General features: G+C 70.3%; 10 protein-coding genes. 6 read left to right on the top strand and 4 right to left on the bottom strand.

Annotated features, from left to right (window positions below):
- The first annotated feature begins 7 nt into the window (after window positions 1-7).
- Window positions 8-3337: a S8 family serine peptidase gene (locus tag FLW16_RS18005; RefSeq protein ID WP_312847141.1), complete on the top strand. Its 3330-nt coding sequence runs from the start codon at window positions 8-10 to the stop codon at window positions 3335-3337.
- A gap of 67 nt (window positions 3338-3404) precedes the next feature.
- Here FLW16_RS18005 and FLW16_RS18000 read toward each other — a convergent pair whose 3' ends face one another.
- On the bottom strand, window positions 3405-4745 hold the full coding sequence (locus FLW16_RS18000) for a protein kinase domain-containing protein (RefSeq protein WP_142561253.1): 1341 nt from the start codon (window positions 4743-4745) through the stop codon (window positions 3405-3407).
- A complete protein-coding gene (locus FLW16_RS17995; protein ID WP_142561252.1) occupies window positions 4735-6138 on the bottom strand; it encodes a DUF4407 domain-containing protein in 1404 nt (467 codons plus the stop codon). The genes FLW16_RS18000 and FLW16_RS17995 overlap by 11 nt, the downstream gene beginning before the upstream one ends.
- A gap of 218 nt (window positions 6139-6356) precedes the next feature.
- On the opposite strand from FLW16_RS17995, the gene FLW16_RS17990 reads away from it, so the two are divergent.
- The 4 genes from FLW16_RS17990 to FLW16_RS17970 all read left to right on the top strand — a co-directional run bounded on the left by FLW16_RS17990 (window position 6357) and on the right by FLW16_RS17970 (window position 12406).
- Window positions 6357-7787, top strand: a complete 1431-nt coding sequence (locus FLW16_RS17990) for a hypothetical protein (RefSeq protein ID WP_142561251.1) — start codon at window positions 6357-6359, stop codon at window positions 7785-7787.
- A gap of 8 nt (window positions 7788-7795) precedes the next feature.
- The gene (locus tag FLW16_RS17985) at window positions 7796-8782 is read left to right on the top strand and encodes a hypothetical protein (RefSeq protein ID WP_142561250.1); all 987 of its coding nucleotides are present in this window, start codon (window positions 7796-7798) and stop codon (window positions 8780-8782) included.
- Entirely contained in the window at window positions 8779-11043 is a 2265-nt protein-coding gene (locus FLW16_RS17980) for a hypothetical protein (RefSeq protein WP_142561249.1), read from the top strand. Before FLW16_RS17985 ends, FLW16_RS17980 begins: the two co-directional genes overlap by 4 nt.
- Window positions 11044-11188: 145 nt before the next feature.
- Complete coding sequence (locus FLW16_RS17970) at window positions 11189-12406, top strand: erythromycin esterase family protein (RefSeq protein ID WP_221891139.1); 1218 nt, start codon at window positions 11189-11191, stop codon at window positions 12404-12406.
- 4 nt (window positions 12407-12410) lie between these two features.
- On the opposite strand, the gene FLW16_RS17965 is transcribed toward FLW16_RS17970, so the two are convergent.
- Entirely contained in the window at window positions 12411-13796 is a 1386-nt protein-coding gene (locus FLW16_RS17965) for a serine hydrolase (RefSeq protein ID WP_185949477.1), read from the bottom strand.
- Window positions 13797-14415: 619 nt separating this feature from the next.
- Window positions 14416-14958, bottom strand: a complete 543-nt coding sequence (locus FLW16_RS17955; protein ID WP_142561247.1) for a GNAT family N-acetyltransferase — start codon at window positions 14956-14958, stop codon at window positions 14416-14418.
- Window positions 14959-15373: 415 nt separating this feature from the next.
- Here FLW16_RS17955 and FLW16_RS17950 point away from each other — a divergent pair, with 415 nt between their 5' ends.
- Entirely contained in the window at window positions 15374-16666 is a 1293-nt protein-coding gene (locus FLW16_RS17950) for an MFS transporter (RefSeq protein ID WP_142561246.1), read from the top strand.
- Window positions 16667-16686 lie beyond the last annotated feature (20 nt).

Below are 16686 nucleotides of genomic sequence, written 5' to 3'. Positions count from 1 at the left end.
AGGTGTCGTGTCGAAGAAGCCCCCACCTGCCTACGTACGGACCACAGCGATCGTCGCCGGCCTCGGCCTCGTGACAGCGATGATCCCGGCGGCCTCCGCCGCCGCGGACCCCACCCCCACCCCCTCGCGGTCGTGGAGCGCCACGGCCGTGACGGGCGCCGAGCGCGTCCAGGGCGCCAAGTCGGCCAGCGGCCGGCTCGCCAAGAGCGACGCGGCGCTGCTCGCCTCGAAGTCGCCGGAGCGGACGAGCGTCGTCGTGAAGCTCGACTACGACGCGCTCGCGGCCTACAAGGGCGGCCTGCCGGGACTCCCCGGCACCAGCCCGTCGGTCACCGGGAAGTCGCTCAACCTGAAGAGCGGCGACGCGGCGAAGTACCAGAAGCACATCGAGGGCATCGAGAACACCTTCCTCGGCGAGCTGGGCAAGAAGATCCCCGGCGTCAAGGTGGGGCAGAAGCTCCGCACGGTCTACGGCGGCGTCGCCCTGACGCTGCCCGCCGACAAGGCCGCCGACCTGCTCAAGCTGCCCGGCGTGGCGGCCGTGCAGGAGGACAAGCGGGAGCAGCCGCTCACCGACTCCAGTCCCGAGTTCATCGGCGCGACCACCATCTACAACCAGCTCGGCGGCGCGAAGTCGTCGGGCAAGGGCGTCATCGTCGGCATCCTGGACACCGGCGCGTGGCCGGAGCACCCGTCGTTCGCCGACCCGGGAACGCTCCCCGCTCCCCCGCAGAAGGCGGACGGCACCCCGCGTACGTGCGACTTCGGCGACAACCCGCTGACGCCGGCGGCCGACCCCTTCCAGTGCAACAACAAGCTGATCTCCGGCCAGCCGTTCCTGGAGACCTACAACGCCGTGGTGGGCGGAGAGGTGTACGGGGACAGCGCCCGCGACTCCAACGGCCACGGGACGCACACCGCCACCACGTCGGCGGGCGGGCCGGTCGACCACGCCAACCCGCTCGGCATCGACCGCGGCGCGATCCACGGCATCGCGCCCGCGGCCCACGTCGCGGTCTACAAGGTCTGCGGCGCGGAGGGCTGTTACCAGTCCGACTCGGCGGCCGCGGTCGCGCAGGCCATCGCCGACGGCGTGAAGGTCATCAACTTCTCGGTGGGCGGCGGCTCGGACCCCTACAGCGACCCGGTCGAGCTCGCGTTCCTCGACGCGTACGCGGCGGGCGTGTTCGTGTCGGCCTCGGCGGGCAACTCGGGACCGGGCGCCGGGACGACCGACCACCGCGGCCCCTGGGTGACCACCGTGGCGGCCTCGACGCAGAGCCGCACCTACCAGTCGACGATCACGCTGACCGGCGGGCCGTCGATCAAGGGTGCGTCCATCACGCAGGGCGTCTCGTCGCCGCTGCCCGTGGTGCTCGCGTCGGCCCCGCCGTACAACGACCCGCTGTGCGTCAACCCGGCGCCTCCGGGGCTGTTCACCGGCAAGATCGTCGCCTGCGAGCGCGGCCCCAACCGGGTGCTCAAGGGATTCTCGGTCAAGCAGGGCGGCGCCGCGGGGATGATCCTCTACAACTCCTCGCCGCTCGACGTCATGACCGACAACCACTGGCTGCCGACGGTCCACATCGACAAGCCGGAGACCGACGTGCTGCTCGCCTGGCTGAGCGCGCACCCGGGCGGCACGGCGAGCTTCACCCAGGGTGAGAAGACCACCTGGCAGGGCGACGCGATGACGACGTTCTCCTCGCGCGGCCCGGGCGGCGACTTCCTCAAGCCGGATGTCACCGCGCCCGGCCTGCACATCCTGGCGGGCAACACCCCGACCCCCGAGTCGCCGCTGGAAGGCCCTCCGGGCAACCTCTACCAGGTGATCGCCGGCACCTCGATGTCGTCGCCGCACGTCGCGGGCGCGGGCGCGCTCGTGTTCGCGCTGCACCCCGACTGGACGCCCGGCCAGGTCAAGTCGGCCCTGGAGACCACCGCGACGACGAAGGTCACCAAGCAGGACCGGACCACCCCGGCCGACCCGTTCGACTACGGCGGTGGCCGCATCGACCTGACCAAGGCGGGCGACCCGGGCCTGACCCTCGACGAGACCGCGGCGAACTACGCCGCCTCGGCCGCCGACCCGATGAACCGGATCGACCTCAACCTGCCGTCGGTCAACGCGCCCGTCATGCCGGGTGTGATCAGCGCCAAGCGCACGCTCGTCAACGCGACCGGCAAGACGCTGACCTACGCCGCGACGGGCACCACCGTCAGCGGGGCGAACATCACGGTGCTGCCGCCGCTGTTCACGGTGAAGCCCGGCAAGAGCCAGAAGATCACCGTGGTGATCACCGCGCCGGACCTCCCCGACGGGCAGTACTTCGGCCAGGTGAACCTCAAGCAGGTCGGCGGCAAGCGGGAGCAGCACCTCCCGGTGGCCTTCTACCGGCAGGAGGGCGCCGTGCCGATCGACCAGACCTGCGCCCCGAGCACCATCGCCAAGAACACGGGCGAGTCCACCTGCACGGTCACGGTCCAGAACAACACCCTGGAGGACACGGACGTCACCGCGCTCAGCACGCTGGACGCGAAGCTCCGGCTCAACAGTGTCACCGGCGCGACCAAGATCGGCAGCCAGATCGTGACGGCCAGGAGCACGCTCGCGGGCAGGCAGCCGGACAAGCCGACCATCGCGCCCGGTGAGACTCCGGCGGGCTACCTGCCGCTCTCGGCCTTCGGCATCGCCCCCACCCCCATCGGCGACGAGGAGGCGCTGAACTTCAACGTCCCGGCCTTCACCTACGCCGGCCGTACGTACAACAGGATCGGCATCGTCTCCGACGGCTACACGGTCGCGGGCGGCACGAACGGCTCGGCGGACATCCAGTTCGCCCCGCAGACGCTCCCCGACGCCGCGCCGCCGAACGGCGTGCTCGCGTCGTACTGGACCGACCTGAACGGCGAGGGCGCCCCCGGCGTCTACGTCGCCAGCCTGACCGACGGGGTGAACAGGTGGCTCGTCGTCGAGTGGCGGGTCTACCTGTACGGCACGAACAGCCTGAAGGTCTTCCAGCAGTGGATCGGGCTCAACGGCGCCGAGGACATCTCGTACGCCTACGACCCGGCCAACCTGCCCGGTGACCCGGGGGCGGCCTATGGGCTGACCGTCGGCGCCGAGAACGCGGACGGCACCGCCGGCAGCCAGATCAGCGGCCCGCCGACGCAGGACTACCGGATCACCAGCACGCCGGGTGCCCCCGGCGGCACGCTCAGCTACTCCTTCAAGGTCAAGGGCGTGTCCTCCGGCACCGGCACCGTCACGACCGGCACCTCCACCCCCCAGGTGAAGGGCATCACGGTCGAGGTGGACAAGATCACCGTTCAGTAGGGTTCCGGGGCTTTCGAAGGGGCCCGGCGGACGCGCGGCGTCCGCCGGGCCCTCATCGCCGCGTTCTTCAGTCGGCGATGGCGATCTGGGCGCGTACGGCGGGGCTGAGCCCGGCCAGAAGACGCTCCGCGCGGCCGTCCGTGGTCGCCCGGAGCAGGGCCGCGGTGATCGGCGGCGGCACGTACTCCAGCACCTGCCGGGCCCGCCGGGTCGTCATCGCCTCGACCAGCCGTACCGCGGCGGGGGTGACGCCGAGCGCGTTGAGGATGTCCGCGGCGACCCGATCGGGAACCTCCGCAAGGATGCCGGCGCCCCGGCTCGCGGGCAGCTGCCGCAGCAGCGCGGCCGCTCCCCCCGCGGTCATGTGACCGACCACCCGCCCGGCCTGACCGGACGGCAGCAGGGCCAGCACGCCGGCCGCCCGGGACGGATCGCCGGCCATGGCCTCCAACGCCTGCCCGGCGGCGCCGGGCGCCATCGCGGCGACCGCCGCGGCGGCGCCGCGTAAAGAGGAAGCGTCCAGCGCCGGTAGCGGCTGGGGTGGTCGCGATCGCGGCCTCTCGACCGGCGGCCTGGGCGGCGGCGGGGCGGCGATCGCCGCCAACCGGCGGTCGAGTTCGGCCGCCCCCATCCGGAGAGCGGGGTCCTTCCTGAGCAGCCCGGCGATCACGTCGTACAGCGGCCCGCGGCGGCGAGGCGGCGGAAGGTCGTCGGTGCAGACGGCGTGCACGGTCGCGTAGGCGTTGTCCCGCCGGAAGGGCGAGTAGCCTTCCAGCGCGCAGAAGAACGTGACGCCGAGCGACCACAGGTCGGCGGCGGGTCCGGCCGTTCGCCCGTCGATCCGCTCCGGCGCCATGAACTCCGTGGTGCCGAGCATGATGCTGTGCGAGGTGAGCCCGCTCTCGCCGACGATCTGCGCGATGCCGAAGTCGACGAGCACCACCTTTCCGCCGTGGCCCACCACGATGTTGGCCGGCTTGACGTCACGGTGCAGCACATGCGCGGCGTGTGCGGCCGTCAGCCCGGCCAGCACGTCGCGGCCCACGGCGGCGATCTCGCGCTCGGGCAGCGTCCGCCGCCGGATCAGGTCGTCCAGGGAACCGCCCTCGACGTAGACCATGACGATCCACGGCGAGCCGCCCTCCTCGAAGACGTCGTAGATCTCGGCGATCGCGGGATGCCTGATCCGGGCCAGCGACCGGGCCTCGCGCAGGGCCCTCGCCCGCTGGACCTCGAGCCCCTCGCCGTACGGCGTGAGCACGACCTCCTTGAGCGCGACGAGCCGGCCGAGCATCCTGTCCATCGCGAGCCAGACCGTGCCCATGCCGCCGCGGCCGAGCTGGGACCTCAGCTCGTAACGATCCCTGATCACCCGCCCCGGGCGCGCCATCGGAGCGTCAGTCGTCATCGGGGAGCAGCTCGACACCGCCGGGGCGCTCGGCGCCGGTCCGCGGAACCCGCGTGGTCCTGGCGTCCGGCATCCGCCTCAGTTCCTGGTCCTCCATCGAGTCGTACACGTCGGTCTCGCCGACGGTCTCCGCGCGGGTGCCGGTGGGCCCCCGGTACGCCGCGCCGTCCTCGGGGACGGTGACGACCGGTTGGGGGCCGGTTTCGCCCGTACGGGACCAGATGCGCCAGACGTCCTGCGAGCGGCCCGAGGGCGAGGCGGGCGTCCCGGGGCCGCCCGGGCCCTGCGAGGTGAAGGCGCCCTGCCCGGCGAAGGTGCCTCGCGCGTCCCGGAACTCGTGCTTCTCGGCCAGCGCGAGGACCTTCTCGTAGTTGCCCGGCCGCTGCATCAGCTTGATCGTGACCGGCAGGCACTCGATGAGGAGGAACAGCAGGAACAGCAGCAGCCGGGTGACGCCGAGGCTGGAGTCCTTGCCGGTCACCTCGTTGAGCGCCTGGATGCGGATGAGCAGGCCGTTGGTCGCCATGTTCTCCGCGTCGAAGGAGGCCTGGAGGTCCGCCTGCCGCTTGATCCCGGCGTCGAGCTGCGCCTTCGCCTTGGGCAGGGCGTCCTGCGCGCTCGCGAGGCGGGCCTGCTTGGCCTCCTCGCTGCCGGCGTTCAGCTCCCGCTTCCGGTCCTCGATCTGCCGGTTGATCAGATCGATCCGCCGCTTGTCCTTCTCGTACGCGCGCCGGCTGTCCTGGGCGAGAGGACCGTCGCCCTTCTTCGGACACGACGGTCCTCCGTACAACTGGCACTGCCATTCGCCGTAATGCTTGTCGGCCAGCTTCTGCTGCTTGGCCCGCTCGGCGGTCAGCGCCTTGATGTTCGGATCCTGCCCGGTGTCGATGGGCACGTCGCCACCGGAGGAGATGACTTTCTCCAGGTCCGCCACCTCTTTGCGGAGCTGGCCGACGTCCTTGCCGACATTGCCCTGCTGCTGCTGCGCGGCGAACGCGTCCGCACGCTGCTGCTTGATCTGGACGATCTGGGCATCGATTTCGGACCGGAAGATCTGGAGCACCAATGGCGTGGAGATGACGAATCCGAGCAGGAGTGCCATGAGAACGCGCGGAACGGCCAGCGGCCAGCGACGCGGGGCGTCCGCCTTCATCGTGCTGACCAGCCAGCGGTCGAGGCTCAGGATCATCAGGCCCCAGACCAGCGCGGCGAGGACGGCCAGGACGACGTTGACGCCCAGGGCGCTGTTGAGAGCGAACGTCATCGAGACGACCGCGAGGACGGCCGTCGTGAGCACGGCTCCGCCGATGCCCTCGAACTTCCCGTACTCGCTCGGACACCGTTCGAGCACCTCAGGCCGCGCTCCGGACAGCGCAATCAGAAACCGCCTCATGTTTCTCCTCGCCTACGCGCACATATTGGAACGTGGCATAACGCTCGAGACTCGGGCTATCGTAGATCCTCGCCGTAGGATTGCGGGAAACTGAGAATGATTCGACGCAACGACACAACAAGAACCCTACCGTTATGACAAGTCGTCTTTTCGTTGTTACCGGCTAGTTCGGATATAAGGGCACGGGGGCGACGAGCAGGACAATAAACGGAGGATACGTGTCAGAGCCCGACAAGGCTCTGCTTCGCAAGGCCGTCGCCCGAGCCGTTGCGGGGCTCACCGCCACCGGCCGCCTCACGATCGTGGAGGTCGCCGCCGACGGCATGACCGTCTTCCGAATCCACCGGGACGACAACGGCAGGCCACGCTGCCACTACTGGTCGTCGTCATGGGAGGACCTGACCTCCGATTCCGAGCAGGGGTGGGGGCACGAGTCCTCCCGGCAGGCCGTGCTCCGGGCCGCCGACCTGCTCTCCGCCGACGAGGTCGTCCTCGTCTGCTCGTTTCCGGACGGCGCGGAGGCCAACCGGGCGCTCGGCTGGCTGGGCGAGGTGCGGCCCGCCTCCGTTCTCCCCAGTGACGGGCCGGTCGTCGCGATCGTCGAGGACGTCCTGGCCTCCGACCCGCTGTCACGGTCGTACGACCTGGTCGTGTTGCGCGCCGACCACGCGAGCGGGCGGCTGCGGCTGGGAAGCAAGCAGTTGTTCCCGATCGGCACCCTTCCCGGCACCCGGACCGAGGTGCCCGTGCGGTGCGAGCCCGGCGACGAGTACGGCACCGCGTTCGCCGTGGTCACCTGGCAGGGCCGGGAGCCCAGACTGCTGTCGGTGCACAGCGCGAGGCTCACCCCCGGCCGTTACCTGCTGACGGCCGAGCTGGTGCGACCGGGGAAGGTGCGATTCACCGGCGTGCCCGAGCTGGCCAGGGACCCGCGCGGCTGGAGCGACCTCGTGGCGGCGGCGCCGTCGCAGCTGCCGCCCACAGCGGGGCCGGCACACCTGATCTGCGCCGTGGAGGTGTGCGGGCCGGACGCGAAGGTGGAGGAGCGCCTGAGCCGCGTGCGTCAGATGGTGAGTCACCTGTCCGCCGAGCTCGCGGGCCTCCTGCGGGTCTCCCTCGTGGCGTACGGCGCGCACTCCTACGACGACCGGGCGGCAGGAGAGCATCCGGTGGAGGTCGCCGCGTGGCAGGTCACGCCCGAGCGCGCGCTGGCCGCCCTGGATCGGCTGGAGGAGCGCGGCGCGATCACCGTGGGCTACCCCTACTATCCGCACGCCGCCCAGGTGGAGGACATGCTGGACGCGGTGGCCCGGCGGCTCGCGACGTCGGAGCAGGTGCGCACGGTCCTGCTCACGGTCGGCGACCGCCCGCCGCACCCCGCGCGGACGAACCGATCGCTGATCCTGCCCTGTCCGCGCCCGCACGACTGGCGGTTACTCCTCGGCCGCGTCCAGAGCCGGCCGGACACCGTGCTCGCCGCCATCTGCGACCGTGAGGACACCTCCGCGCACCCGGCCTGGCGCCGGCTCGGCGCGAACGCGCTCGCGCATCTCGACGCCCTCGACATCCGGGGGCTGGCCGCGGACCTGGGACTGGCCGCGCCCGACGCCCTCCCCATCCCGTTCCCCCTCCTCGACGAGACGGAGTGAGACCAGACATGCAGTCCGACCCTGCGCAGGGGCCACCGGCCCACGACATCGCCATGTGGGGCGCCCCCGGCAGCGGCAAGACCACGCTTCTGGCCGCCCTGAACATCGCGCTGATGCGGCGGAAGGACGACTGGAAGATCATCGGCTCCGACGCCGCCTCGTCCGACTACCTCATCGAGAGAACCAACGCGCTGTCGAACGGAAAGATCTTCCCGGAGGCGAGCCAGAGCCTGGAGCACTACCGCTGGACGCTGGTCGGGCCGTCCGGGCGGCAGGAGCGCCGGTGGCTGCGCAAGGCCCGGCCCGCCCCACCGTTGAAGATCGGCATCAGCATGGTCGACGCGCCGGGCGGTCTGTTCAGCGCCGGTCCCCTCCACACGGGGAACGGCTCCGGGATGGGCGACGAACTGCGCGGGCGCCTGATGGACAACCTGGTGAAGAGCCGGGGCCTGGTCTTCCTCTTCGACCCCATCCGGGAGTTCGAGCTCGGTGACGCCTTCGACCACCTGCACCCGCCGCTCACCCGCCTCGCCGAGAAGATGCTCGAGACCGGAGAGCTGCGGGACGGGATGCTCCCCCATCACGTCGCGGTCTGCATCACCAAGTTCGACGACCCCCGCGTGCTGGAGACCGCGGAGAAGCTGCACCTGCTCGACTCCTCGCCCGACGACGAGTACGGGTTCCCCCGGGTGAGCAGCGAGGACGCCCGCGACCTGTTCCGGGCGCTGTGCGAGGTGTCGGCGAGCGGCAACGCGGACATGGTCGTCAACGCCCTGGACCAGTTCTTCCACCGCACCCGCGTCGAGTTCTTCGTCACCTCGTCGATCGGCTTCTACGTGCGGCCGCACACGAAGACGTTCGACCGGAACGACTACCAGAACCTGCTGCCCGAGGCGGGCAGGGACCTGCGGATCCGGGGGCAGGTCCATCCCATCAATGTCGTCGAGCCAATGCTGTGGCTCGGCCGGCGTCTCGCCGCCGGCGGTCCCCGGTGATCGGTTTCGAGTGGGCGCTGGAAGGCAAGCGGCCCGGCAGCTACGACGAATACGGCCTGCTGGAGTGGAGCGACGGGCGGCTCGATCGCGGGGTGTTCGACAAGCTCAGGCACCGCTACACCGCGAGCACCGCCGGCGACCTGCCCCAGGTGACGATCGGGACCGCGAGGATCAGCGAGAACGGGGAGATCTCCCACTACCTCGTTCTGGCGATCCGGGAGTGGTCGGGTCACCGCGACTTCGCCAACCGCAAGATCGCCTACACCCGATGGTTCTACGTGCCGTACGAGCAGCTCGTCGACCAGCCGGTGTCGTACACGGCGCTCTACACCGCCTTCGCCGCGTTGCCGCTGGAGCCGCGGCCCCCGCTGACCGTGGCCGTGCCGCCGTACGACCCGGAGGCCATGGCACCCGGGCCGGACACGCTCTCCGCCGCGGCGCTGCTGCTGAACGGCCGGCCCGTGTGCGTGATCGGCGCCGACGCCGTCCCCATGATCGATCGGCTGCGCTTCGCGGACACCGTCGCGGCGCTGCTGCCGTACGGGACGCGGACCAGGTTCACCGCCGCCACCTGGACCAGCAGCACGAGCGAGCACAGCATCAAGCTGTCGTTCGCGCGGTATGCCCCCGAGGGGGCGCAGACGGTGGTCTGGGGGCGCGCGGCCGACAGCGTCCTCGACCAGACGCCGTCGAAACTCTGCCACCAGTTCTACACACGGTCGGACGTCCCGGCCGCGGAGATGATCGCCAGGCTCGCCCGGCAGACCGAGCCGCTGTCGATCGAGAAGGACCGGCCCAAGGTGCTTCAGCTGGTCGAACAGTCCGGTTCCGCGGCATCGGAGCCCGAACCCGAGCCGGATCACTCCCCGCCCGGCCCTCCTCCCGCCCTGCCCACGGGCTCCGCGGAGCCCACGGTGGCGTACCGGAACGGAGCGGGAAACCCCTTCACCGAGGCGCTGGCCGACGCGCTCCCGTACGCCGCGGACGTCAGCGCCGCGGTCGAGGACCTGGCTCGCTCGGGCACGAACCCCACCAGCCGGCAGCACCTCCAGAGGGTGCTGCTCCAGCGCAACTGCTTTCGTAGTGTGATCGATCCCCGGAGTGACGCGCCCCGGCTCTATGCACGGCTCGTGGACGCGGCCTTCCCGGCCGAGGAGATGTGGAGGCAGTCCAGCCAGGACGTGGCCGACGCCCTCATCTGCTCGACGGCCACGCCGGACGCCGTCCGGCACAGGCTCGCCTCCCTCATGAGCACGCCTGCGGTCGAGCACCGGCGGACCTGGTGGCCTCCTGGCCGGCGCGTCCGCCTGGCGGTGATCCTGACGGGCACGGCCGCGCTCGTCGCGGTGGCCGTCGTGGCCGTGTTCATGACCCTGGGCGACACCGGCGAATCCCCACCGGAGGGCCTCTCCCCTCCGCCGCCGGCGGTGCTCGTCCAGGCGCCCGCGGACCAGCGGTACGCCGCCGAGGCCTTCGCCGAGAGGCTCCGCCGCGACGGCTACGCCCCGGCCGTCGAGACGATCGATCCCACGAGCGTCACGCCGCCCGTCGGCCGGCCGGCCGTGACCATCGCGTACGACCTCGACGTTCTCGGGGCGGTCAGCGGCGGCCGGTACTCCGGCAGGGACGTGCGGGGGGACCTGCAGACACGGGGCCTCAGTGAGCTGGCGGACCTTCGGGTGACGAATCCCGACGTCCTGCTCGTCAGAGACGGCGTCAAGCCGGAGAGATTTCTCGACCACCCCGGCGAGGGCGACGACATCCTCATTCGCAACACGATCGGCGAGGAGCAGTTGCGCGCACTGGCCGACTGGGGCGTCCGGCTAAGCACAGTGCCGGCCCAGCAGATCACACGTCTGCTGGCCGAGCGCCACGCTGACGCCGCGATCGTGCCCGAGAGCGCCAGCGCCGTCGAGGGCTACCATCGCCCCGTGCCGCGGGACCTGCCGCTTCCGCAGCGCAGGCTGGTCGTGCTCGTCAACCGCGCGGTGGACGAACCGATGCGGCAGGACCTGCTCCAGGTCATCGGAACACCGGACTTCGGGCGCACATCCCAAGGCGACCCCGGCCTGGCCGCGAAGGCCCTCGTCGACCAGATCGCCCCGGTAGCGGAACCGACGTCCGTGGAAGAGCCCGAAGGGACGGCCTCCTTCCCGTACGTCCTGTTCTTCGTGGTGGTCGCCCTCGCCTTCGTGGCGGTGGTGCTCTTGATGTGGCGGCCCGCCCGGTTCGGCGGAACGATCAGCCGTCACCGCCGGTGACCGTCTCGGTGGCGCAGCAGACGGAGCCGGCCTCCGCGTCGTCGGCACCCGCCACCACATCGGCCGCCACCACGGCCGCTGGCGCGACGTCGTCCTCCTCTAACGCCGCAGCACCGTCACGGGTCTCTGACCCACCGTGCCCGGCATGACGACCGAGGATGAGGTGACGGAGTGGCTCAGGTCGCGAGCGATACCGCTGAACGGCCTGACACCGGGCGCCGGAACCGATGACCTGGCGCCGCTCCGCGTCGTACTGGACGGTGTGCGGGTGGCGGGGCTCGGCGAGGCCACGCACGGCAGCCGGGAGTTCTTCCTGGTCAGGCACCGGTTGCTGGAGTTCCTGGTCGAGGAGCTGGGCTTCACGACGCTCGCGGTGGAGGCCAGCGCTTCGGCGTCCCGGGCCGTGGACGACTACGTGCAGGGCGGCTCCGGCGATCCGGTCGAGGCGCTCGCCGGGCTGGGTTTCTGGACGTTGCACACGGCGGAGATGCTGGCGGTCGTTGAGTGGCTGCGTGACCACAACCGCACCGCCTCGCGGAAGGTGAGGTTCGTGGGCATCGACCCGCAGCATCCGGCGGCATCGCTGGACGCCCTGCGTACCTGCCTCGGCGATGACGCGGCGGACCTGCTCGGCCCCCTCGCTCCCCTCGCCGGCAAGCGTCTGGGCGTCGGCCCACCGCTCGACCGGCGGATCGAAGCCGACGCCCGCCGCGTCGAGGACTTCCTGACCGGAGTCTCCCTGTCGGATGAGGCGCTTGCGCATGCGCGGATCGTGCGCCAGAGCGCCGACCTCGCGAGCCGGCCGTTCCGGCACTCGGACCCCGCGCAGACCGTGAGCGTCGCCCGTGACCGCTACCTCGCCGACAACGTGGACCTGCTCCTGGACGACCCGGACGCCAAGGTCGCCCTCTGGGCGCACAACGGCCACGTCATGAAGGCCGGCCATAGCGGCGGGTCGGTACCCACGATGGGCCTGCACCTCAGGCAGCGCCACGGCGAGGCGTACTACGCACTCGGTGTGCTCTTCGGGTCGGGCCGGTTCCGGGCCCGCCGGCGACGATTCGGCAGGGTGGACCCGGCCAGGCCTCCGGTCACCTTCCGCGTTCCGCTCGTCCGGAGACCGACGATCGTGGAGGCTCGCCTGGCCACCGCCCACCCGGGCGATCACGTGATCGACCTCCGGAGCGGCCCCCGGCCGGAGGCCGTGACGCGGTGGCTCGGCGAGCCCCTTCACATGCGCGGTTACGGAGGGGCGGTGACGAGGCGGTTCACCTACAAGCTCGGCTACATGCCCACGGTGCTCGCCGAGCACTTCGACGGCATCGCCTTCGTGCCCGAGACCACCGTCTCCACCCCTCTGTGAGTCCTCACAGGCCGAGAGCGAGGGTGGCGAGGTGGCGGGCGATCCCGGCGGTGTCGGTGTCCTGCACGTTGCTGAGCACGACGACCTGGATGTCGTCGTCGGGCAGGTACATGTTGCTCGCCGTGTAGCCCATGAAAAGACCCGGGTGATACCGGAGCCGGTGTCCGTGGAGCCGGTCGACGAGCCAGCCGAAGGCGTACGCGCTCGACGGCAGGTTGAGGCAGCCGGAGGGGGGACACTTCGCCTGCGGCGTGAACGCCAGCTTGACGGTCGCGGGCGACGCGACCGTGTACGAGCCGAACGCCCGGTCCCAGCGAGCGAGGTCGTCGACGGTGGAGTAGAGGCCGGTCGCGGAGAACAGCTCCGAGCCGTTCAGGAGCGGGGCCGGTGACCCGAGCGTGAAGTAGCCCTTCGCGTACCCGTCGGGCGGATATCCCCTGCTGTAGCCGGTGTGTTCGAGGTGCAGCGGGCCGGTGATCTCGTCGCGGAGTACGGTGCCGTACGGCTTGTGCGTCACCGCCTGGATGATCGCACCGGCCAGGACGTAGCCGGAGTTGGTGTACTTCCAACTGGTGCCGGGCGTGAAGTCCAGTGGCAGGTTCACGAACTGCTGGATCAGTTTCCTGGGCGTGGTCGGTCGCGTGACATTGGCGAGGTAGCTGGGCAGTTTCTCGATGTTGGGGATGCCCGATGTGTGTGTGAGCGTCTCGCGGATCGTGATGGGACGCCACGCCGCCGGGCAGGCCTTGATGTACGCCGGGACGAGATACGGGCAGATCCGGTCGTCCAGCTTGAGCAGCCCGCGGTCTTGCAGCTTCAGCACGAGCATCGAGGTGAACTGCTTGGTGATCGACATGACCCGGTAGACCGTGTCCGGCCGGTTGGGGATGTGCTTGTTCTCGTCCGCCTCGCCCGCGGCGAAACGAGCCAGCACCCGCCCCCGCCGTACGACCAGCGCCGAGCCGGTGAACTGCTTCTTCGCGGCCAGATCCCGCAGGTAGGCCAGCATCTCCGTACTGGTGGAATCGTCGGGCGGCGCTGATGACGTGCCCGGCGGGTCGGATTTCTGCGTGGAATCGCTCGTGTCGCCGGTGGCCGATGAGTCCGATTTCTGGGCGGGCCGGTTCGTGATGTCCGACAGGTTGTTCTGATCGCTGAAGGAGTTCGCAGTCGTATCCGTTTTCTGCCAGTTGTACGGCAGAGCCCGCGAATCGGTCTCGCCCTTCTGCATCGGGGTGAGGGCGAGCGTGACGTCGCGGAGCAGGTTCTGCCGTTGCCGCTGCCGCTCGCGCTCCGACTGCCGCTGCCTGTCGCGATGCCCGGCGCCACGACGGCCGTGACCTCGGGCGTGATCGCGTACGACCGGGTGATCGACGTCGAGGCCCGTCACGACGGCACCTCCGACGGGCGCGGCGATGGCGGGAGTGCCCAGGGGTACGGCCCCACCGGACAGCGCGGTGCCGAGCATAAGGAACCCGACAACATTAGGACACTTGGGCATTTTCTCCCCCACGAAACGTACCACCGTCCCGAATTCAGACATTTCCCGAAACCAATTGAGTTCGAGAATGCCCTGCGGACAATTCTTCCGGGGGGCTGTTTTCCTTTCACTGGCACCACAAAACGCCGATCGACGCGGTTTTCCTTATTTGTTAAAGCTACCGTGACCAGCCACTACGAAGGGCGCTACCAAGGGAAAGCTCAATGCGCCGGTTCCTGTGACCCCCAGCCGTGGACCAGCAGGTCGAACGCCGTCTCCACCGCCGCGCGCGGATCGCGCCGTCCCTGGGCCAGAGTTGGAATTTCCAGGACGAACCGCGCGAGAGCCGAACATACGAGATCATCCGCCTCCCGCCCGAGTTCCCCTGATCGCGGGCTTGCTGACGGGACTGGCCCATCCCGCATTGGGCGTCGCGGTGAGCGCGCTACCGTCCCTCCTCGCCGCACTCGCGGGCATGAGGAGGCCTCGCCGTCCCACCGAGCTCCCCGAAAGGCAGGCGGCGAACTGATCAGAGCTCAAGCATCATGAGGATCTCGTCGCGATCATCGCCGGGCGCGAGCCGTAGCGCGTTGGGCCACCGGCCGATCTCCTTCCAACCGAGCCGCCCATAAAAGTCTTCGAGGCCCACACCGCCTCGGGCGGCGAGGTGAAGTTGCTCGAGACCCATCTCTTCCCGGGCCACATGCCGCACCTCGCGCATCAGCGCGGCACCGATGCCCCTGCTACGAAACCTCGTGTGTGTCTGGACGTGATGAACCGTGCCCCAGTGAGCGATCAGCGGGTCGGTGTTCCTGCGTACGTTCAGCCAGCCGGCAAGCGACCCATCGACGTGGGCCAGGAGGAACCGGCTGCGCTCCGGATCGAGGCCGGCGATGAGCTGATCGGCCACCACCGCGACCTCATCGAAGGTGACAGGAGGAAAGGGGAAGCCGGCCGCACCTCCGGCGTTGGTCACCGTGACCCAGCACTCGAGCAACTCCCGCCGCAGGTCGGGAGACATCTCCTGTCCGTCCGTGATCTGAAGGAACACCGCAACACCCTCGCGCGTCATTGCCCCAGCCTGACAGACCCCTCCGACAGGACCAGGGAGAAGGGCCGCCTCCGGCCGTCAGGTGGTTGTCGCAGGCGCACGACGGGGAGCGGCCGCCTTCTTGTGGTTACGCACTTCCGCGAACGTGACGATTGCCGCCATGAGCACCAGTACGGCGAGCACGTACAGGGCCTGCGGGGCCGGTCCGCTTCGCCGGCGTGACGGGTCAGAGGGGCGCTCGTGTGCGATGCCGAGGTGACACATCGGGTGCCTTGCACACGCTGTGTTAGCATCGCGCACATGTTCGACCCTCGTGCCTGAAGAACGGCCCCACGCGCCGCCCGTCCGCCATGGGCTTGACGCGGAAGCCGTCCCCTCAGGTCCGCAGCGTTCACCGCCGTACACCGGCCTCACGCTGCCTTTTCGAGGTCACCTCATGTCATCGCAGTCCGCAGCGTCCTACTACGCCGTTCTTCGCACCCCACTCGCCGGCCGTACCTTTATCGCGGCGTTGGTCGGGCGGCTGTCCTACGGGATCGTCTTTCTTTCGCTGGTCCTGGCGTTCACCCAGGCCACCGGCTCCTACGCCATCGCCGGCGGTGCCATCGCCGCGTTCGGACTCGTCAGCTCAGTGCTGTCGCCGATACGTGCCCGTCTGATCGACAGATACGGCGTCCGCCGTGCCCTCACTCCTATGGCGGTCGCGTACGCCCTGCTTCTCTGCCTGGTCGCAGCCCTCACCTGGCGACCCGGGGCGTCCGGTGCCCTGCCGTGGCTGCTCGCGGGCACCACCGGCGCGTTCACTCCGCCGCTCGGCCCCGTCATGCGCAGTCTGTGGAGCGACCTGCTTCCCGACGGCCCGCTTCTCCAACGCGCCTATTCCCTCGACACCGTCGCCGAGGAACTCCTCTACGTGACCGGCCCCCTGATGGCGGGCATGCTGGCGGGACTGGCCCATCCCGCATTGGGCGTCGCGGTGAGCGCCGGCCTGGTGACCGTCGGCTCACTGGCACTGGCGTTCTCGCCCGCCGCAGCAGGTGTGGCCGCTCGCGGCAGCTCCCGGGCCGCCGCCGGGACGCCGGCCGTCTCTCAGCCGTCGTCCGCCGAGCGCACCAACCGGAGTCTGCTCGCGGCCGCCGCCGGCCTACGTCGGCCCGTCCTGGTCGCCGGCGGCGTAGGCATGGCGCTCGGCGCGCTGAACCTCCTCGTTGTGGCCTTCGCCGAGCGGCACGCGCGACTCGCCGCGGTCGCCTGGGTCGAGGCCGCACTGGCCGCCGGAAGCGCCGTCGGCGGCCTGGCCTACGGTGCAGTGTCGTGGCGGCTGAGCCTGGAACGCCGGCTGCCCCTGCTGGCGACCGCGCTGGCCGTGCCCCTGGCCGCCGCCGGGTTCGTATCGAACATGGTCGCGCTGTCCTTGCTGGTCGGCGTCGCGGGGCTGTTCGTCGCCCCGGCCCTCACTACGGCCTACATGCTGGCGGACAAGGTCGCGGCTCCCGATTCGAAGACACAGGCCGGCGCGTGGGTCAATACGGCGTTCAACACCGGAAACGCCATGGGCTCGGCGTCCATGGGACTGCTCGTCGGACGACTCACCCTGGCCGCGTCCTTCGCGGCCGGCGCACTGCCGTCCCTCCTCGGCGCGCTCGCGGGAATGAGGAAGGCTCGCCGTCCCACCGACCTCTCCGAAAGGAAAGCGCCGCAGGAAGCTCCGGCTGACGGTCGGCCGTAGGAGCCGCACACGAGCGTGGT

The sequence above is a fragment of the Microbispora sp. KK1-11 genome (assembly GCF_006874435.1).
Lineage (GTDB): Bacteria > Actinomycetota > Actinomycetes > Streptosporangiales > Streptosporangiaceae > Microbispora > Microbispora catharanthi.
The sequence above is the reverse complement of the archived record's forward strand: the minus strand, read 5'-3'. Positions and strand labels throughout refer to the sequence as shown.